The sequence below is a fragment of the Flavobacterium sp. KBS0721 genome, from assembly GCF_002007065.3.
Classification (GTDB): domain Bacteria; phylum Bacteroidota; class Bacteroidia; order Flavobacteriales; family Flavobacteriaceae; genus Flavobacterium; species Flavobacterium piscis.
Genome location: NZ_CP042170.1, coordinates 411,420 through 431,657, shown reverse-complemented (window position 1 = coordinate 431,657; position 20,238 = coordinate 411,420). Strand labels below are relative to the sequence as shown.

15 protein-coding genes are annotated in these 20,238 nt (G+C 34.4%); 7 read left to right on the top strand and 8 right to left on the bottom strand.

Annotated features, from left to right (window positions below):
- Positions 1–2: 2 nt before the first annotated feature.
- Positions 3–749, top strand: coding sequence for a hypothetical protein (locus B0M43_RS02110; protein ID WP_078006005.1), 747 nt, complete (start codon positions 3–5; stop codon positions 747–749).
- Between the two features lie 18 nt (positions 750–767).
- On the opposite strand, the gene B0M43_RS02105 is transcribed toward B0M43_RS02110, so the two are convergent.
- The gene (locus tag B0M43_RS02105) at positions 768–2,045 is read right to left on the bottom strand and encodes a replication-associated recombination protein A (protein WP_065450844.1); all 1,278 of its coding nucleotides are present in this window, start codon (positions 2,043–2,045) and stop codon (positions 768–770) included.
- 152 nt (positions 2,046–2,197) lie between these two features.
- Here B0M43_RS02105 and B0M43_RS02100 point away from each other — a divergent pair, with 152 nt between their 5' ends.
- Together B0M43_RS02100 and B0M43_RS02095 are read left to right on the top strand one after the other, a co-directional pair.
- Positions 2,198–2,968, top strand: a complete 771-nt coding sequence (locus B0M43_RS02100; RefSeq protein ID WP_078006004.1) for a rhomboid family intramembrane serine protease — start codon at positions 2,198–2,200, stop codon at positions 2,966–2,968.
- A gap of 57 nt (positions 2,969–3,025) precedes the next feature.
- Positions 3,026–3,532 (top strand): hypothetical protein, encoded by a 507-nt coding sequence (locus B0M43_RS02095; RefSeq protein WP_078006003.1) that lies wholly within the window; start codon positions 3,026–3,028, stop codon positions 3,530–3,532.
- 2 nt (positions 3,533–3,534) lie between these two features.
- Here B0M43_RS02095 and B0M43_RS02090 read toward each other — a convergent pair whose 3' ends face one another.
- The 7 genes from B0M43_RS02090 to B0M43_RS02060 all read right to left on the bottom strand — a co-directional run bounded on the left by B0M43_RS02090 (position 3,535) and on the right by B0M43_RS02060 (position 16,318).
- Positions 3,535–4,335 (bottom strand): DUF2490 domain-containing protein, encoded by an 801-nt coding sequence (locus B0M43_RS02090; protein WP_078006002.1) that lies wholly within the window; start codon positions 4,333–4,335, stop codon positions 3,535–3,537.
- Positions 4,336–4,378: 43 nt separating this feature from the next.
- Positions 4,379–5,113, bottom strand: coding sequence for a 23S rRNA (guanosine(2251)-2'-O)-methyltransferase RlmB (gene rlmB / locus B0M43_RS02085; protein ID WP_065450848.1), 735 nt, complete (start codon positions 5,111–5,113; stop codon positions 4,379–4,381).
- Positions 5,114–5,198: 85 nt separating this feature from the next.
- Entirely contained in the window at positions 5,199–6,575 is a 1,377-nt protein-coding gene (locus tag B0M43_RS02080) for a SusD/RagB family nutrient-binding outer membrane lipoprotein (RefSeq protein ID WP_078006001.1), read from the bottom strand.
- Positions 6,576–6,592: 17 nt separating this feature from the next.
- Positions 6,593–9,658, bottom strand: coding sequence for a SusC/RagA family TonB-linked outer membrane protein (locus B0M43_RS02075; protein ID WP_078006000.1), 3,066 nt, complete (start codon positions 9,656–9,658; stop codon positions 6,593–6,595).
- A 311-nt stretch (positions 9,659–9,969) separates the two neighbouring features.
- Complete coding sequence (locus B0M43_RS02070; RefSeq protein WP_078005999.1) at positions 9,970–11,475, bottom strand: SusD/RagB family nutrient-binding outer membrane lipoprotein; 1,506 nt, start codon at positions 11,473–11,475, stop codon at positions 9,970–9,972.
- 10 nt (positions 11,476–11,485) lie between these two features.
- Positions 11,486–14,701, bottom strand: a complete 3,216-nt coding sequence (locus B0M43_RS02065; protein WP_078005998.1) for a SusC/RagA family TonB-linked outer membrane protein — start codon at positions 14,699–14,701, stop codon at positions 11,486–11,488.
- 87 nt (positions 14,702–14,788) lie between these two features.
- The gene (locus B0M43_RS02060) at positions 14,789–16,318 is read right to left on the bottom strand and encodes a ShlB/FhaC/HecB family hemolysin secretion/activation protein (protein ID WP_246860187.1); all 1,530 of its coding nucleotides are present in this window, start codon (positions 16,316–16,318) and stop codon (positions 14,789–14,791) included.
- A gap of 353 nt (positions 16,319–16,671) precedes the next feature.
- Between B0M43_RS02060 and rpsL the strand changes: the two genes are divergently transcribed.
- The 4 genes from rpsL to rpsJ all read left to right on the top strand — a co-directional run bounded on the left by rpsL (position 16,672) and on the right by rpsJ (position 20,129).
- Complete coding sequence (rpsL, locus tag B0M43_RS02055; RefSeq protein ID WP_007136570.1) at positions 16,672–17,055, top strand: 30S ribosomal protein S12; 384 nt, start codon at positions 16,672–16,674, stop codon at positions 17,053–17,055.
- Between the two features lie 113 nt (positions 17,056–17,168).
- Positions 17,169–17,645 carry a 30S ribosomal protein S7 gene (gene rpsG, locus B0M43_RS02050; protein ID WP_007803600.1) on the top strand — a complete coding sequence of 159 codons (477 nt, stop codon included), beginning with the start codon at positions 17,169–17,171 and terminating at the stop codon, positions 17,643–17,645.
- Between the two features lie 10 nt (positions 17,646–17,655).
- Positions 17,656–19,812 (top strand): elongation factor G, encoded by a 2,157-nt coding sequence (gene fusA / locus B0M43_RS02045; protein ID WP_065450854.1) that lies wholly within the window; start codon positions 17,656–17,658, stop codon positions 19,810–19,812.
- Positions 19,813–19,823: 11 nt separating this feature from the next.
- On the top strand, positions 19,824–20,129 hold the full coding sequence (gene rpsJ, locus B0M43_RS02040) for a 30S ribosomal protein S10 (protein ID WP_007803605.1): 306 nt from the start codon (positions 19,824–19,826) through the stop codon (positions 20,127–20,129).
- Positions 20,130–20,238: the final 109 nt, after the last annotated feature.

Sequence of the window (20,238 nt, the reverse complement as noted above, 5' to 3'; positions counted from 1 at the left end):
TTATGAGAATAAAATTTTTGTTGATTGCGCTTCTTACTTCAGTTATTGGGTTTTCGCAATCTGTTAATGATTACAAAGCAGTGATTGTGCCTTTAAAATATGAGTTTCTTAAAACAGAAAACCAATACAGGTTATCAACGATGACTAAGGCAAATTTGGTTAAAGCTGGTTTTAAGGCTTTTTATGGTAATGAACAGCTTCCGGCAGAATTTGCTGATCGTTGCGATCTATTGTATGCAGATGTAAAAAGAGATAATGGTTTTTTAGTGACCAAACTTTTTGTTGAATTTAGGGATTGCTATGGTAAAGTTGTATTTACTTCGCAAGTAGGAAAAAGTAAAGAGAAAGAATACGAATCAGCTTATAGAGAAAGTCTTGAAATGGCATTTGTTTCTATAAATGCACTGCAATATAAGTATAATGGAAAAAGTGCTAATACAGTGAAAACTAGCACTGCTTCTGTTCCTGCAACTGTTCAAACTGTGACTACTGCAGCAACTGTATCGGCTCCGGTGGCAGATATTACAGATCCTAACTTGTTATATGCGCAACCTACAGAAAACGGATATCAGCTAATTGATAAAACTCCTAAAGTAGTAATGAAGTTGTTAAAAACATCTCGTCCTGATTCCTTTATTGCAATAAAAGATGGTATTCAGGGATCATTAAATGCAAAAGACAATCAATGGTTTTTCGAATATTACAAGAATGATCAATTAGTATCTGAAAAAGTTGTAGTAAAATTCTAAAAATAATATAATACGGTTTTAATAACCATATTTATCTTTCCAACGGTTCTTTAAAAATTCGCGGTTGCTATTCTCTCTAGAATTGTTACCAGGATTATAAAGAACCGTTTTCTTTATGGCATCAGGTAAAAACTCCTGTTCGGCAAAATTATTGGCATAGTCGTGCGAGTATTTATAATCATCGCCATAACCTAATTCTTTCATAAGTTTAGTTGGCGCATTTCTTAAATGAATAGGGACAGGTAAATCACCGGTTTGTTTTACTAATTGCTGCGCATTGCCAATTGCCATATAAGAAGCATTACTTTTAGGAGATGTTGCCAGATATATGGCACATTGACTTAATATGATTCGGCTTTCAGGATAACCAATGGTAGTCACGGCCTGAAAAGTATTGTTTGCCATTATAAAAGCCGTTGGATTTGCATTTCCAATATCTTCACTAGATAAAATAAGCATTCTTCTCGCAATAAATTTCACGTCTTCACCGCCTTCTATCATTCTTGCGAGCCAATAAACAGCACCGTTTGGATCGCTGCCGCGAATTGATTTTATAAATGCCGAAACAATATCATAGTGCTGCTCACCACTTTTGTCATACAAAACAGTATTTTGCTGAACCAGTTCAAAAACCCTGTCATTTGTAATAATTATTTCATCGCCTGCAGAAGCATTTACAACAAGTTCAAAAATATTCAGTAATTTTCGTCCATCTCCGCCCGAAAGTCGGAGTAAAGCTTCTGTTTCTTTTAATGTAATATTTTTTGAAGCCAGATAAGTATCTGTTTTCATAGCACGATGCAATAAGGCTTCTAAATCTGCTTTTGTAAAAGCATTTAGTATATAAACTTGACAACGTGACAATAATGCAGGAATAACTTCAAAACTTGGGTTCTCTGTAGTAGCACCAATAAGTGTGATCCATCCTTTTTCTACCGCTGCTAAAAGTGAATCTTGTTGTGATTTGCTAAAACGGTGAATCTCATCAATAAATAAAATAGGGTTTTTGGCCGTAAATAATCCGCCACTTTGTTTTGCTTTTTCGATTACATCACGAATATCTTTTACTCCCGAATTTATTGCACTCAAAATGTAGAAAGGACGTTTAGATTCCTGAGCAATAATTTGAGCGAGAGTTGTTTTTCCTGTTCCCGGAGGTCCCCAAAATATCAATGACGGAATGATTCCTTTCGAAATTTGTTGTGTCAAAGAACCATTTGGTCCAACCAAATGACTTTGACTAATATAATCTTCTAATTGCTGTGGGCGAATACGCTCGGCTAAAGGTGCTTCCATTTTGTAAAATTACTATTTCAATTTTAATTTTATAGTTAAAAAAGGGTTACAAATCATAACAAAGGGTATAAGGGGCATAGCTGACAAATTATCAGTAAATTGTAATTGGATAGTTTTTTGATATTGTGTCTTTAACTTTATTTCCATAAACAATGAATGATAACCACTTTAAATTTTCGAATGCTGTTATTGGCCTTCCTGTTTTCTTTGTTCTTTTTCTGTGGATTGTTTATTGGATGCAAATCCGGTTTGATTTTGATTTTTACCAACATGGTATTTATCCTCGTGATTTTTCGGGTTTACAAGGTATTTTGTTCAGTCCTTTTATTCACGAAAATTTAGATCATTTATATAATAATTCCATTCCGTTATTAGTATTATTGGCAGCCATGCAATTTTTTTATCCTAAGCAAACTTTGTCTGTTATTGCTTTCGGAATTGTATTTTCAGGTTTAATTACCTGGGTTATTGGTCGCGAAAATTATCATATTGGTGCAAGTGGACTGATTTATGTTTTGGTTAGTTTTATTTTTTTTAAAGGAATTCAAACTGGTTATTATCGTTTGGTGGCACTTTCATTATCAGTAATTTTACTCTACGGAGGAATGATTTGGTATGTTTTCCCAGACGTTGATAAAACAATTTCCTGGGAGGGACATTTGGCTGGTTTTATAACCGGATTTGTACTGTCTTTGCTTTATAAAACTCCCGAGTATACAAAACCTGTTGTTTATGAATGGCAAAAAGCTGATTTCAATCCGGAAGAAGATGCGTTTATGAAGCATTTTGATGAAAACGGAAATTTTGTAAATACGGAGATACCGGAAGAAGAAACAGAATCATTTTCGACTTATTATCATTCAGATGTTTCGGTTAATTATACTGTAACCAGAACAGAATCAGACGATAAATATAATAACTAAGATTTGATTGATTTAAAAACGCTATTTTTGTTAGTGTTCTAATTTTAATTTGAGGTTATGAAATATTTGAACCTAACAATAGTTTTTTTATTATTCTTACTTGCTTCTGAAGTATTTGCACAATGCGATGTAAAAAATAAAGTATTAGCCGATGGAACAATGGTATATTATTTTGAGCCATCTGATTTTTATGTTACCAAATCGAAGTCATTAAAAATCAATATTGTAACAGATAAAGAACATTACTTTGTTGCTTTGCAGCCATTGCCATTTCCTGCTAAAAATGATGGCAAGAAAATCAAAGATGATTTAATTATTCATTTGGCCAATAAGAAAGAATATAAGTTAACTCACTACGATACACAATACAGGCAAAATGATTCGATTATGCAAGTGCTTTATTTAATAGATGACAAAGATCTTGACGATTTTTCAAAATTTGAAGCATTAGTAGCAAAAATAAATATGCAGGGTACTGAGTTTGTTCGAGACTACACTTTTAAATTACATAAAGATGCTATTGTAAAACAGCTGACTTGCTTTTTGAAAAAGGAAGATCAATAATTTTATTCATCGTTAGGAGAATCGCTTTTATGAGATAATTTTTTTTTGATATTTCTAAAAAGATTATTAAACGTTAGTGTAAGTGAAGCAGCATTTACAATTTGAGTTTCTTCACTTCTGGGCAGGTATTCATTTGCATAAATCAATTGAACTTGTATATCATCTGAAAATAAATAACCCGCTCCAATATTTAGCCTGTTTCTGTCAAAGAAACTTTGTCCGGTTACTTTTGTTCCTGATTTAAAGAATAATTCATCTGAAGCTATTGCGTAAACGACACCTTGTCTTAGAATTTTGCTGTTTATGGGTTGAATGTATTTTACTTGTTGTCGATATCTTAAAACATTATCATAATCACCATCTTCATTTCGCATATGCCTCAATTCCATTCTCATTCGGGTACTAAGAGTATATCCTGTTTTATGAAAATAGTAAATACTTTGTAACGCAAACCTAACTTCGGGAGATTTAAACTGACCTATTTCAGGAACATCTTTGTTGTAATTGTAAGCTAAAAATGAAGAGAATTTCCAACGGGGAGAAAAGTAATAATGTCCCCATGCGCGTACAGAGCGCTGAGTGTTTTGTTCGAAAATATTAGAAGAAGATTCCGTACTACTGTAGGTGGCTCCAATATTTAATTCAGTTGACCATTTTTCATTGATCGTTCTGTTGAATTGAATTTCATTCCAAAACTGATTGTATGTAGTAGTTTGTCCGTAATTAATACTTGTAATTAATAAAATTACAAGTATTAAATCGGTCTTTTTTGATAATATGTTATGAGAAGGTTTTAAAGACATCAATTGTTATATTTATTTGTCAACCTAATTCCTCAATACTTGTTTAGCTCCTTTGGCGAACAGTCTCGTATAAAAATGCGCCACAGGCAACAGAAACGTTTAGAGATCCTATTGATCCAAACATTGGTAATTTTGCTTTTTCATCAACGATTTTAAGTACAGAAGGGTTTATTCCTCTTTCTTCCGATCCCATGATAATAGCTACTGGTTCGTTTAATGCAACGTCATATATATTTTGATCTGTTTTTTCAGTTGCGGCAACGGTTTTGATACCTGATCCCTGAAGATAGAAAATAGCATCTTTGATATGTTCAACTTTGCAAATAGGCACATTAAATACAGCTCCTGCTGATGTTTTAACGGTGTCTCCGTTTACCGGGGCAGAACCAGATTTTTGTACAATGATTCCGTTTACACCAGTGCATTCTGCTGTTCTTATGATAGCCCCAAAATTACGGGCATCAGAAATCTGGTCTAATATTAAAAATAAAGGTTTAGTTCCGGATGCAATGGTTGATTCAACTAAATGTTCCAGTTCTATAAAACCAATAGGAGAGATGGTTGCCACTGCTCCCTGGTGATTGTTTGGAGTTAATCGATTTAATTTTTCTACAGGTACGTATGAGAAATTAATGTTAGCGCGTTTCATCACTTTCATTAAATCTTTCATTAATTCTCCTGAAATCTCTTTTTGTATAAATACTTTATCGACTTCTTTACCTGCTTGAATTGCTTCTATAATGGCTCTAATTCCAAATATTTGATGTTCTTTTTCCATGGGACAAATATAGCGATAATGTTGATATAAAAAAAAACCACTCTGAATGAACAGAGTGGTTTAATGTATTTATTTGAGAAATAAATTAGTCTTTATCCCACCAAAGTTTAGTAGTTACATTACTAACTACAGTAGCATTTGGGTTGTAATTTCTTTCGTCCGAAGGAGTTGGGAATCTTACAGGAATAGTTTTAGTGTTAGATGATTGGTTTGGAACTAAAGCAGGGAAACCAGTTCTTCTGTAATCATTGTAAGGTTCCATAGTCAAGAAAAGTGCATTATACTTTTGTTGAATGATGTTAGCTAAAGTTACTGTTGAAGTTGCAGTAGCTAAGAAAGCTGGAGTTGCAGCGGTTCCTGTAACTTTTAGTACTGATGCAGCAACAGCAGCTTCTAAAGCTGGTTGAGCATTTTGTCCTAATCTGAATTTAGCTTCAGCTTCGATAAATTTAGCTTCAGCATAAGTTACCATTCCAACTGAACTGTTGGCATCAGCATATGCCAAACCAATGTATGAAGATGATGTTGTGTCTAAATCATTCGCAGCATTACCAACGTAATTTCCATCTTCATCCTTTGCGATTGCAAAAGGTAATCTTGGATCTGCAGTGTTTTTTAAACCGTCAACAAAATATGCTCCTGTTTTAAGGTAGTTAGCACGGCTATTATCAAAAGCATACCATTGATTAAGCCCGTTTGATGTTCCAGGGAAAAAAGTGTTAGCGTCATCAGCATTAGAAGTCATTCCAGATGCGTTGATATAGTCTAAAGCTTTTTGAGCAGCACCTGTATCAACTTGTGTTAATCTTAATGCGTATCTAGCTTTTAACACGTAAGCAACTTTGATCCATTTTGCAGTATTTCCAGCAAAAATAAAATCATCAGCTCCTGGTTTAGAAGTGTTACTTGCGGCAGGTTTGCTTAAGTTAACAATAGCAGCATCAAGAATTGTTTGCAATCTTGCGTAGATTTCTTGTTGTGTATTGTATTTTGGTGATTTATTACCTTCTTCAGCTTTAAAAGCTTCATCATAAGGAACATCACCCCATAAATCAGTTGCGTAGCCTAAATTTAAAGCAGTCAATACTTGACCAATACCATTATAGTAAGGAAATTCAGCTGCGAAATCACGGCTTAAAATGTGTCCACTGATTAATGTAGTTCCGTAAACGGTATTCCACTCGTTATTTACATCTTGTTCTGTCAGAATATAACGTTGAATGTCTCCTAATTGTCCAACACTTGTACCAGCAAGGTGTTGGTCAAAAATATTTGAAGTTCTTATTAGACCACTTGTATGTGTAGAAAATGTAGAAACTTCCATAGCAGACAACAATAATGTTGGCGTAGTTATTATAGGAGAGTTTGGATTTTCGTTAAATGTGTCTAATTCTGTCTGGCAGCTAGTTAGCAAACTAATACCAACGGCTGTAAGAATTATACTTTTTATATATTTTTTCATTTTTATTTATTTTAAATTTAGAAGCCTACTTTAAGAGTCATGATAAATGATTTGCTACCTGGATTGTTGAAGTAGTCTAATCCGTTGATTCTTGAACCAGCACCAGTTAAACTTGTTTCTGGATCTACACCTTTGTAGTTAGTGTCTAACCATAAGTTTCTTCCTGTAAATGAAATTTGTGCAGAATTGATTGCAGTAAATCTTTTTACATCAAAATCATAGCTTAAAGTAACATCACGAAGTCTAATCCAATTAACATCAGTTACTGCTTCTTCAGCAGCTCCACCACCATCTCCTAAATATTTTTGGAAGTAGTTTTTTGCTGTTATAGCTACATCATTTTTAGTACCGTCAGCTTTAACACCATCGATTACGTAAGTACGCTCTCTGTCTGCAGATGCTTCAGAAACTCCAAAGTTATGCATTCTTGCTAATGTACCGTTGTAAACAGCACCACCATGTCTGAAATCTAATAAACCTGATATTGTTACTCTTTTGTAAGAGAATGTGTTTCTTAAGCCTCCTGTCCATTTTGGAGCAGAGTTACCTAAGTTACCAGTTTGTCCGTCAACAATAGCTAAACCGTCAGTTCCAATAATTTTATTGCCATTTGCGTCACGTGCCCATTTAGTTCCGTAGAAACTTCCTAATGGTTGACCTTTAACAGCATAGTATCCAATTGATCCAAAAGCAGATTCAATAGAAATTTCGCTTAAGTTTCCAGAAATATCTGTTACTTCATTTTCATTTTTAGACCAGTTAGCATTGATGTTCCATTGGAAAGCATTTCCTTTTTTGAAAATATCATATCCTAATTCAATTTCCACACCTTTATTTACTAATTCAGCAGCGTTTTGGTATACTGATGTAAATCCGCTTGACGCTGGTAATGGTAGAGTGATTAACAAATCTTTAGAAGTTTTGTAATATGCGTTAATGTCAAATGTTAAACGGTTGTCTAAGAATTTAGTGCTTAAACCAACTTCATGACCTAATACTCTTTCAGGTTTTAAGTCTTGGTTTCCTAATCCTCCTGATACTGTCATTCCGTTTATTCCATTGTAAGGGAAACTTAACCCGTCTGTGAAACCATCTGTCATAAATGGTTGCGTATAAGTACTAAGTGTTCTGTAAGGTCCAGGAGCAATACCTACCTCACCATAACCGTAAGTTACTTTTGCAAAACTAATTGCTTCTGGTAAATCAAATGAATTTGTTATTACCCATGAAGCAGATGCCGCAGGGAAAATAGCACTGTTAGCATTTGTTCCGTAAGTTGAAGACCATTCTTTTCTGATAGATCCTGTTATGAAAAGTTGGTTTTTTACGTCGAATTCTAATTGACCAAAAATCGCTCTTGACATTATGTTTTCTTCGTAGTTGGAAGCGTATAGCTGAGTAGCATTTGCTAAGTTGTAAACTCCTCTTACAGCAAGTTCTTTACCTCTAGAGAATACATCTGTATTTTGATTAGAACGTAAATTAAGACCAGCAGTATAGTTAATTTTTAACCACTCAGTTTTTAGTGGTAATAATCCACTTGCAATAAAGTCTGCATAAAATTGTTTGTTGGTAATGTTGTTAAAGGCAACTTCTCCAATACCTGCAAGATTATCACCATTTGATGAAATTGCATAAATTTGTTTACGATAATCTGAGTATGTATCGATACCTCCTTTAGCTGTCAAAGACAAATATTCACCTGGAGAATAAGTTAAGTACATATTTCCTAAAACACGATTTACATCACTTGTAGCAGGGTTTTCGTTTACTGTAAAATATGGGTTATCATAAGAAGCAAAATAGTTTTGATTGTTTCCTAATGCATCTTTATAATTTCTCAGATCGTAGTTTCCTACTGAACGTAATAAACTCAACATAACCCCAGAAACGTTACTTCCGTTTTGAGCCAATGTATTTGTTGTGTGAGTGTATTGTAAGCTAGCACCCGTCTTCCATTTGTCGTTCAGTTTTAAATCACCAACAACTCTTAGAGTGTTTCTTTTTAATCCTGTTTCAGGAACCATACCAGTTTGCGTTACATTACCGTAAGAAGCTCTGTAGGTTGCTTTGTTGTCTCCGCCATAAAAAGCGATGTTGTTGTTGTATGTTAAACCTTCTTGAAAGAAGTTTCCAACATTGTCATACATTGGTACACCTAAAGTAGAAGCTGCAGGCCCCCAGCTTTGTGGCGTATTAGTAGGTATTGTAGTTGCAGTAGCACTAGTACCTTGAACGTATTTGTTTTGTCTTGAAGGTAATTGACTTACTTTGTCAATAGCCAATGAAGTAGAGAAATCAATTCCTAATCCTCGTCCAGCTCTACCTTTTTTAGTAGTATAAAGAATTACACCGTTACCAGCTCTTTCTCCGTATAAGGCAGCAGCAGCAGGTCCCTTAAGAACAGTAACACTTTCTACATCATCAGGGTTGATATCTAAAGCTCTGTTTGAGTTGTTGATACCTGATAAGTTTGCATTAAAAGGATTGTCTCCAGCTGTAGTCTGGCTTGTACTGTTGTCAATTGGCACACCATCTACTACAATTAAAGGATCAGATGATCCTGTGATTGTATTAACACCACGAATGATGATCTTACTAGATGCTCCTGGAGTACCACCCGATCCAATTACTTGTACACCTGCAGCTTTTCCTGCTAATGCCTGAAGAACGTTTTGTTCACCAGATCTAGTAATTTCATCTGAACTTACTTTAGATACAGCGTATCCTAAGGTTTTTTCAGATCTTTTAATACCTAATGCGGTTACAACCACACCTTCTAGTTCTACTGAGTCATCTTTTAATTTTACATTAATTGAAGTTGAACTTGCAGCTACTTCTTGAGTTTTCATCCCGATGTAGCTAATTACCAAAATTTGGCTTGAAGATGCTTTGATAGAGAATTTACCATCAAAGTCTGTTTGCGTTCCTGTCTTTGTTCCTTTAACTAATACACTAACACCTGGTAAAGGCATTCCTGTATTATCAGAAACTGTTCCAGAAACAGCTCTTTCTTGCGCGAAAGTAAGTTGCGCAACTAGTACTAATAAAAGTACTAAGAATCCATTGAACTTTAGTTTCATTTTTAAATATTTTGAATTAGTTCGACAAAAATCTTAATAATTTGTTAATCTACCTAATATAAAAAGCTTTTTTTTTAGTTAAATTATGATTTTACTATAAGATATTGTTTTTTTATAGTTAAAAAACATGTGTAAATTGTAAATTCGTATTTTTTTGCTTCAAATATGATAATAATGAAAAATAATGTGATTGTTTAAAATGTTAAATTTAAGAAAATAGTGGTTATTATTCTTTTTTTTATAACTTTTACACAAAAAAACCACCCTTTTTGAAGGGTGGTTTTCTGTTAAATTATGTTAGGATTACTATTTTACTTATCCCAGAATATTTTTGTGCTTAATTTATCTCCTCCAATTGAAGTTGATGCAGCATTGTAATTTGTAGCATTTAATGTTTGCTCTCTAATAGGATATGCCATTCTTGAGGGTACTTGGCCTTCAGCTGCAGCATCTGCATTTGCAGCTAGTGCTAAAACTGGGAAATTTAATCTTCTTGTAGATGTCCATCCTTCAAAACCTCTGTTGAATAAGGCATACCAAGCTTGTTCTCCAATTTTTTGTTGCCATGTTCCTGCGGCTGTAGCGTAAGCGACAGCTGGCTGACTTAAATAAGTATCTGCATCTGCTGAAGAAACACCCCAGTCTTGCATAGAGGCTCTAATTGCTGCTTCATAATGCGAAGCAATAGATCCTCCTACTGCAACTCCTCTTGCTGAAGCTTCAGCTAATAAAAATTCTACTTCGGCATAGTCTAATAAAGTACCGCTGAAATCAGGGGCTTTAATTTTGTCACTTGCGTGTGTAAATCTCGATTGAGAATTTTTTGTTCCTACTATTCCTCCTCTGTAACCAGTAACTGTTATCAGTTCATCTGTAACAGGATCTGTATCTTTATACGTTGGTCTAAAATACTGCGCTTTTCTAGGGTCGTTTAAAGTTACTAATGCATCAACAAATGGTTTTGCAACAACAAAATCATTTCTTCCTGAAAATACCATATCTACATAAAGTGGATTCGTGTTAGGAAGGTTTGACATATAAGGTAATTTTGCATTGTCAGCATTGGATGTAAATCCTCCTGCTGCTGCGGAAATAATTGTAGCGTCAGCAATAGCACCTTCTAGTCCGGATGCTTTTAAGTTTACTCCTAATTTTAATTTAATACTGTTGGCAAATTTAACCCAAGCATCTAAGTCGTCTTTGTAAATAACTTCAGCGCCTTCAAATGCAGACTCTGAAGTGTCTATATTAGCAATGTCATTATTAAGGCGAACAATTAAATCTTTGTAGATGTCAATAGCTTTGTCATACTTAGGTAAGTAATTACCTGCTCCTTTTAATGATTCTGTATAAGGAACGTCTCCAAAAGTGTCTACTAATATTTGATAAGTGTAAACCATCAAGATATCAATTAGTATTAATTGATTTTTCTTTCTGATTGTTTTTTGAGCAAATTCAGGATCTACAGGGTCTATTACATCTTTTTCTAAAAAAGCTTTTGCTTGCGATAAATCAGCTAGTGGTCCTGCGTATAATCTGTCCCAGTGATTGTCAGAAATTTTACGAGTTACCCAGTTGTAGGTAGATTCATCCAAATAAGTAGTTTCTGTCCATTGCTGGTTTACTAATCTAAATATGTTTTTATTTACGTTTGTATTAACCAATTGCTCAGTAAGACCTTTTTCTGCATTTGTAAATAAAGTGCTAGCAGGGACTACGGAAGGGTTTTTTACATCTACGTTTAAGTCTGTTAGGCTACTATCGTCACAAGAAACTGTGAGAATCATAATTCCTAAAGCATATATTAATTTTTTCATTTTTTTGGTATTAAAATTTGAATGTTAAGTTAAATCCAATATCTCTGGTTGTTGGAAGTGATCCAACTGAGTAACCTCTAGAGCTATTTCCTGAAGACAATCCGCTTTCTGGATCTGCGTATGGTAGATTTTTACTGATTATCCATAAGTTCGATCCTACAAGGCTTGCTGATGCAGAGCTTAAGAAAGTGTTCTCGAACATTTTTTTAGGGAAGTTATATGTAATAGATACTTCTCTTAATTTTACGAATGAAGCATCGTAAATAAAGGCTTTGTTTGGAGCGGCTCCATAACCCATACTGTTTTCGATCGTTCCGCCTTCTGTTCTTACAGTGTTAACTGATCCGTCTGGCGCAACACCTGGTTGTATAACTCCATTTTCTCTCATGTCTCCTATAGCAGTTTCTTTGTATAATCCTGAAGCAAGTCCGTAGTACATGTCTAGAGAGAAAATATCTCCACCTTTTTGAGTGTCAATTAAGAATCCAAAAGTTAAATTTTTGTATGTGAATTTATTTCTAACACCACCAATCCAATCTGGAGTAATATTACCAATTGTATTGCTTGAAGAAGTAGTGATTAAATATTTTCCTGTAGTTTGATCTACTGTTGGCTGTCCGTTTGTGTAAACGTAATCTGTTCCTTTTAAGGCTCCATAAGCTTCTCCAGGAGCAGCATTTACAGTAACGCCACCTTGAAAAGATCCTAATTGAAGGTTGTCAAGTCCGTTTGGTAATGAAATTACTTTACTTCTGTTATTAGACCAGTTGATGATTATTTCCCAAGAAAAATCTTTTGTTTTAATAGGAGTACCATTCAATTGAAGTTCTAAACCTTTGTTTTCGATATTACCACCGTTAACAAGTCCGTTTGTATAGCTTGAAGCAGAAGATACTGCTGCAGATACAATTTGATCAACAGAGTTTGTTTTGTAGTAAGTGATATCAAAGCCTAAACGTCTGTCTAGCATGCTTGCTTCTAAACCAACTTCGAATGATTTTGTTCTCTCTGGTTTAAGTTCTGGGTTTTTATTAATACTACGAAACGGAAGTAATAATGAATTTGTGTAAAGAGGTTGTCCTTGAAAATTAGAAACTCTTGTATAAGTATTGTTAAGTTGTAATGCATCTGCATCATTACCTACCTCTGCATAGTTAACTCTGAATTTTCCTAAATTCAACCAATTTGCTTTTACTACGTTTGAGAATAAAAATGATCCTGAAATTGCAGGATAAACGTATGAATTGTTATCGTCTGGTAGTGTAGATGAAACGTCTCTTCTGATAGAAGCATCTACAAAATAAGTGTCTAGGTATCCAATAGATCCCTGAGCGTAAATACCGTTAACACCTGAAGATATTTTAGCTTCTTTAGGGAATGGTAAATCTAATTTAGAGTTTGATAAAGCATAGATTCCAGGTACTACTAATCCACCAACTGTTGATGATAGTACGTTGTCTCTGTCATTTCTTCTTATGTTTGTTCCAATTACTCCGTTTACGCTGATGTTGTCTCCGAATTTTTTATTGAAATTTAACATAAAATCGTAATTGATTTCTTGAAAGCTAATGTCATTTCTTTGGTATCCTGATGATTCATCAACTGGAGAAAGACCAAATCCTGAAGCTATAGAGCCAATTGCTCTTCTTTCTTCCTGAAGTTGTTTGTAAGTATCCAAAGACGCTCGTCCTAATGCGCTTAACCAAGGAGTAATTTCATAGTTTAAAGAGGCGTAGCTAAACAAACGAGTTCTGTCATCAGATGAGTAGTTCTGATAACGTGTAAAATAAGGGTTGTCCCAATATGCTGGCACTAGACCTTCTGGACTAGTAGGGTCACTAAAGTTCCAGGTTATGTTTTGGCCTCCTGAAGCAAAGTAAACATCTTTTTGAGCTTGAACATCAGTGTTGGTTTGCCACCATTGTCTGAAGTTACTCATAATATTGTCGTTGTAACCAGTAGAGTTTCTACCAACTGTGCTTTGTAATGTAACAGAAGCATAAGCGTTAGCGGTAAGTTTATCAGTAACTTTTTGGCTAAATCTTGCACTTATTTGATTCTTTTTCAATTCACTATTCGGTAAAATACCTGTTTGATTTGTGTTAACGTAGCTCATAGACAAGCTTGATCTTTCTGTTGATTTTTCAAGCGAGATGCTGTTAACAAATGTTTGAGCGTCTTTAAAGAAAGTTACAGGACCATTTTTTGCAGCTGCCCAAGGTGTTGCTTTTCCATAATTTGGCGAAAATGGTGTAAAAGCATCCCATTGATATACCGGCTGATTGTTGAATGCATCTCCGTCAGAGGCATCGTTTGATGTGTCTACGGTATCTGGTGTTCCGGTTCCTAAGAATGATGATCCAAATCCATATCCTGATCCGTATCTGTTTTGGTATGTAGGAAAAGTTGACTTATCAATGCTTCCGTTTGTAAATCCGCTTGAGAACGAAAATCCAATTTTATTATCGTTTGACTTTCCTTTTTTTGTTGTTACCATTACAACACCGTTTGCAGCTCTAGATCCGTAAAGTGCTGTTGCAGCAGCTCCTTTAAGAATGTTGATGCTTTCGATATCTTCTTGGTTGATATCAGATGCGTTATTACCGTAATCGTAACCTCCGCCACCTACTTGTTGGGAAGAAGCGTTTGAGTTTGAGTTGTCAATCGGCACCCCGTCTATTACCCAAAGGGCCTGATTATTTCCTGTAAGGGATTTATTTCCTCTAATTACAACGTTTGTAGATCCTCCAAAGTTGTTGTTTCTCTGAACTTCTACACCCGCAGCTTTACCAGATAAAAGGTTAGCGACGTTTGCATTTCCTGCTCCGCCGTTAACATCTGCACCCGAAATTTGTTGAGAGGCATATCCAAGAGATTTTTTTTCTCTTTTAATACCCATTGCTGTTGTTACTACAACGCCTTCAAGTTGTTGGGCATCTCCGGATAACTTAGTATTTACTTGTGATGAACTCGCTGTTATTTCCTGCGATTTCATTCCAATGTAGCTGAATACTAAAACTTGACTTGTTGTTGCTTTGATGGAATATTTACCATCAAAATCGGTTTGTGTTCCGGTTTTTGTTCCCTTAACTAATACACTTACGCCTGGTAGTGGCATACCTGCATCATCGGTAACAGTTCCCGAAACGGCTCTTTCTTGCGCGAAGGTTAATTGCGCGAATAGCACTAATAATAGTACTAAAAATCCATTGAACTTTGGCTTCATTTTCTCAATTATTTTGAATTAGTGATGCAATATTCATAATAATTAGTTAATAATCCTAACGTTATGTTAACGAATTTCTCTTAAAGGTTAAAATTTAACATTATAACATATATTAACGATAGTGTTAAATAATTGAATTTCCTGAAGCTTTGTCCCGCTATTAGTGAGATTAATCCGAAGTAGACCGTTTGGAGTTTGGATATTTGTTCCTATTCCAATTCCTGTTAAATTTTTTATTTTATCCGGATTTTGACTATTTGTTAAATCTTGATAAATCGCGTAATCTAAAATTGAATTTATGTATAAATTGCTTGATACAACATATCGGTATTCTGTTAGAAGCATGGCAGTTAAATTGCCTTGAAGGCTGTTTTCGGTAAACCCTCTTATCGAGTTTATTCCGCCAAATCTGAATAATTCATTTGTAATGTAGTTTTTGCTCTTTAAGTATGAATTTTGCGAATTGATGAAGATAAAGTTCTTTTTGTTTAATTCGAAATTGTAGAAGAGATTAAAATTGGTTGAAAATTGTTGGCTTGATTTAGCTGTTTCGGGATTGTCATTGGTGTTTCTTTTTCCGTATCCAATCATAAAGTTAAGTGATGCCTTTTTTGGGAATAAATTGTTGATGTAATCTGTTTTTTTGTATTCTAAAGTTGATGTGATATAGGAGTTTTTGTAGTCGCTAATAGTAGCATTATTGATGTTTTGGATATCGCTTGATTCTGTAGATTGATATCCAAGATATATTTTTGAATTATAACTGATGTAATATCCCAGATCAATTGCTGTTTTTGTGTTCTGAAAAGTACTATCCTGTTTGAAAATGTTTAATTGTGCTTTTATTCCTAGTGGCGATTGAAAGATGTAAGGAATTTCTAATTTGGTGTTAAAAGTTTTTTGCTGATTTCCATCGCTCTTCCAGTACAATGAAAATTGTTCGCCAGCGTGCAGGGTATTTATAAGTGTTATGTCAAGGTAGCCGTTAATGGTTGTTTTTTTGTTTTCATCATTTGAAAATCCAATATAGCCATCAAAAGTATTAGCTTTTCTTTTTTCGATGTAAGTATATATTTTCGTCGAATCATTTGTGAATAAAATTTGGGGATATTTTGTTTGGTTTACAAATTCGAAATTATTTATATCAGCATATAGTTCTTTTACGGTTTCTTGATTGAAAGTTTTGTTGAGGTATTTTTTGTTTAATTGTTTTAGATGTCCTTTAGGGAAATATTTTTTTTCTTCCAAATTAATCTGGGTTAGAATAATTGAATTAACGGTGCGTTTTTTTTCGGATTTAAAATTTAAATCAGCATAAATTGTTAAATTATCTCTTCGTATATTTTCAAGTTTTATTTTACTTAGTGCAAATCCCTTCTTTTCTGCATCAGCTATTTTTTGATTAAGAAAGTTTTCAACTTCTTGATAGGCTATAATTATGGTGTCTTTTTGTCTTTTTTCTAATTCAAAAAAAAGATTATTTATACCTATATATATATGTATCTCTTTAATTCTTTTTTTTAAGTCAATTATTAAGGTATACGTACTGTCGTTTATCTGTTCAAGTTGCTGTGTTTTGTGGTCTAGAAAACCAATTTTGGTTAGCTTTTCAGACATGATTGTTGTTTCCTTATTTAATGATTTAATATTGGGGTGTTTTTTTGCGTAGTCAAGAGAGTCGATTATTTTGTTTTCGGTATTGCCTGAGCCGGTTATTTTTAAATAAAAATTTTGACTATAACACGATGAGCTGATGCAGAGAATAATTATGTATAAGATATGTTTCAAGTCTAATAGTTTGGTTTTTAAAAGTATTGCAAATATCTATTATTTGTTTGTAAAAGTTTAAGGTTAAATAATGTTATTGAAAATTAATGGATTAACGTTTGTATAGTGAAAAATATTTTATACATTTGCAACCCCGTAAAAAGCGGGAATTTAATATACATAATAAATTTTTAGTATTAATTATGCCAACAATTCAACAATTAGTAAGAACAGGAAGAACTCAGATAACTAAGAAGAGTAAATCGGTTGCTTTAGATTCTTGTCCTCAAAGAAGAGGGGTTTGTACGCGTGTTTACACTACTACACCAAAAAAACCAAACTCTGCAATGCGTAAAGTTGCGCGTGTACGTTTGACAAATGGTAATGAGGTGAATGCTTACATCCCTGGAGAAGGACACAATTTACAAGAGCACTCGATAGTATTAGTTAGAGGTGGAAGGGTAAAAGATTTACCAGGTGTTAGATATCATATCGTTCGTGGAGCGCTTGACACGTCAGGAGTTGCAGGAAGAACGCAAAGAAGATCTAAGTACGGTGCTAAACGCCCAAAAGAAGCAAAAAAGTAATTTAAAACGTTAAGAGTTGGAGGTTAGGAGTTGAGGGTTAGATTGAAACAAATGTTGAAGTCTATAACATAACATTTAACGGATAACCTATAACTTTTTATTAAAAAAAAGACATGAGAAAAAGAGCGGCAAAGAAAAGACCACTTTTACCAGATCCAAGGTTTAACGACCAATTGGTAACACGTTTTGTGAACAACTTAATGTGGGATGGTAAGAAATCTACAGCTTTCAAAGTATTTTATGATGCAATTGACATCATTGAGTCTAAAAAGCAAGATTCAGAAAAATCTTCATTAGAAATTTGGAAAGATGCTTTAACAAACGTTATGCCTCACGTAGAAGTACGTAGTCGTAGAGTTGGTGGAGCTACATTTCAAATTCCAATGCAAATTAGACCAGACAGAAAAATTTCTATGGCAATGAAGTGGTTAATACTTTATTCTAGAAGAAGAAATGAAAAATCTATGGCACAACGTTTAGCGTCAGAATGTTTAGCTGCTGCTAAAGAAGAAGGTGCTGCGGTTAAGAAAAGAATGGATACTCACAAGATGGCAGAGGCTAATAAAGCTTTCTCTCACTTTAGATTTTAATTCGTAAGAAATGGCTAGAGATTTAAAATATACAAGAAATATCGGAATTGCTGCTCACATTGATGCTGGTAAAACAACAACAACTGAGCGTATTCTTTTTTATACTGGAAAGTCACATAAAATTGGTGAAGTACACGATGGTGCTGCGACAATGGACTGGATGGCTCAAGAGCAAGAAAGAGGTATTACAATTACTTCAGCTGCAACAACTTGTGAGTGGAATTTTCCAACTGAGCAAGGTAAAATTTTGCCTGAATCTTTGCCATATCACTTTAATATTATTGATACTCCTGGGCACGTTGACTTTACTGTAGAGGTAAACCGTTCTTTACGTGTACTTGATGGATTGGTTTTCTTGTTTAGTGCTGTTGATGGTGTTGAGCCGCAATCAGAAACTAACTGGAGACTTGCTGATCAATACAGAGTTCCTCGTATGGGATTCGTTAACAAAATGGACCGTCAAGGATCTAACTTTTTGGCAGTTTGTCAACAAGTTCGTGATATGCTAAAATCAAATGCTGTTGCAATCACTTTGCCAATTGGTGAAGAAAATGATTTCAAAGGTGTTGTAGATTTAGTAAAAAACCAAGCTATCATTTGGCATGATGCAACTCAAGGGGCAACTTTTGATATTGTGCCTATTCCTGAGGATATGGTTGCAGAGGTTAAAGAATACAGATCTATTCTTATTGAGGCGGTTGCTGATTATGATGAAAATCTTTTAGAGAAATTCATGGAAGATGAAAACTCTATTACAGAGGAAGAAATCAACAAGGCTTTAAGAGCTGCTACTATGGATATGGCAATCATTCCTATGATCGCTGGTTCTTCTTTCAAAAACAAAGGAGTTCAATTCATGTTAGATGCAGTTTGTAAATATTTACCTTCTCCTATGGATAAGGAAGGTATTGAAGGGATTCATCCTGATGATGCTGAATTATTAGAAGAAGATCAAACTAAAATCTTGCGTAAGCCAGATGTAAAAGAGCCGTTCGCTGCTTTGGCATTTAAAATTGCTACTGACCCATTCGTAGGTCGTTTAGCTTTCTTCCGTGCTTACTCTGGTCGTTTAGATGCTGGTTCTTATGTTTTGAACACACGTTCAGGAAATAAAGAAAGAATTTCTCGTATCTACCAAATGCACGCTAACAAACAAAATCCAATCGAATTTATTGAGGCTGGAGATATTGGAGCTGCTGTTGGATTTAAAGATATCAAAACTGGAGATACATTGTGTGATGAAAAACACCCAATTATTCTTGAGTCTATGAAATTCCCTGCGCCGGTAATTGGTATTGCAATTGAGCCTAAAACTAAAGCTGACGTTGATAAGATGGGTATGGCTTTGGCTAAATTAGCTGAAGAAGATCCAACATTTACTGTTAGAACAGATGAGGCTTCAGGGCAAACTATTATCTCTGGTATGGGTGAGCTTCACTTAGATATCCTAGTAGATCGTATGAAACGTGAATTTAAAGTTGAAGTGAACCAAGGTGAGCCTCAAGTTGAATATAAAGAAGCGTTTACAAGAACTGCTACGCATAGAGAAACTTACAAGAAACAATCAGGAGGTCGTGGTAAATTCGGTGATATCGTATTTACACTTGAGCCAGCTGACGAAGTTGATGGTAAAGTTCCTGTAGGATTACAGTTTATTAATGCAGTAAAAGGTGGTAACGTTCCTAAGGAATATATTCCATCTGTAGAAAAAGGTTTCCGTGAAGCTATGAAAACTGGTCCTTTGGCTGGTTATCAAGTGGATAGTTTGAAAGTAACTTTGACAGACGGATCTTTCCACCCTGTCGATTCTGATGCTCTTTCTTTTGAATTAGCAGCAAGAATGGGTTATAGAGAAGTAGCGAAAGCTGCTGGAGCTATTATTCTTGAGCCTATCATGAAAATGGAAGTTATTACTCCTGAAGAAAACATGGGAGATATCGTAGGTGATATCAACCGTCGTAGAGGTCAGGTTAACGACATGGGTGATAGAAACGGTGCTAAAACTATTAAGGCTGATGTGCCTTTATCAGAAATGTTTGGATATGTAACAACATTAAGAACATTATCTTCTGGTAGAGCAACTTCAACAATGGAGTTTTCTCACTATGCAGAAACACCTTCTAATATTTCAGAAGCTGTAATTAAAAAAGCAAAAGGTAACGCTTAATTCTTAAGAAAATGAGTCAAAAAATCAGAATAAAACTAAAATCTTACGATCACATGTTGGTAGATAAATCTGCTGAAAAGATCGTAAAAACAGTAAAAACTACTGGAGCAGTTGTAACAGGTCCAATTCCGTTACCAACTCACAAAAAACTTTTCACTGTGTTACGTTCTCCGCACGTTAACAAAAAAGCGAGAGAGCAATTTGAAGTAATGTCATACAAGAGATTGATTGATATTTATTCATCTTCATCTAAAACTATTGATGCATTAATGAAACTTGAATTGCCAAGTGGAGTTGAAGTAGAAATAAAAGTATAATTTTTTATTATATTTTATATATAAAAGCGAGTCAGAAATGTCTCGCTTTTTTTGTTGCTGAAATTTTTGACACTAGTTTGTTTTGAGTTATTTATTTTTGTGATTTATT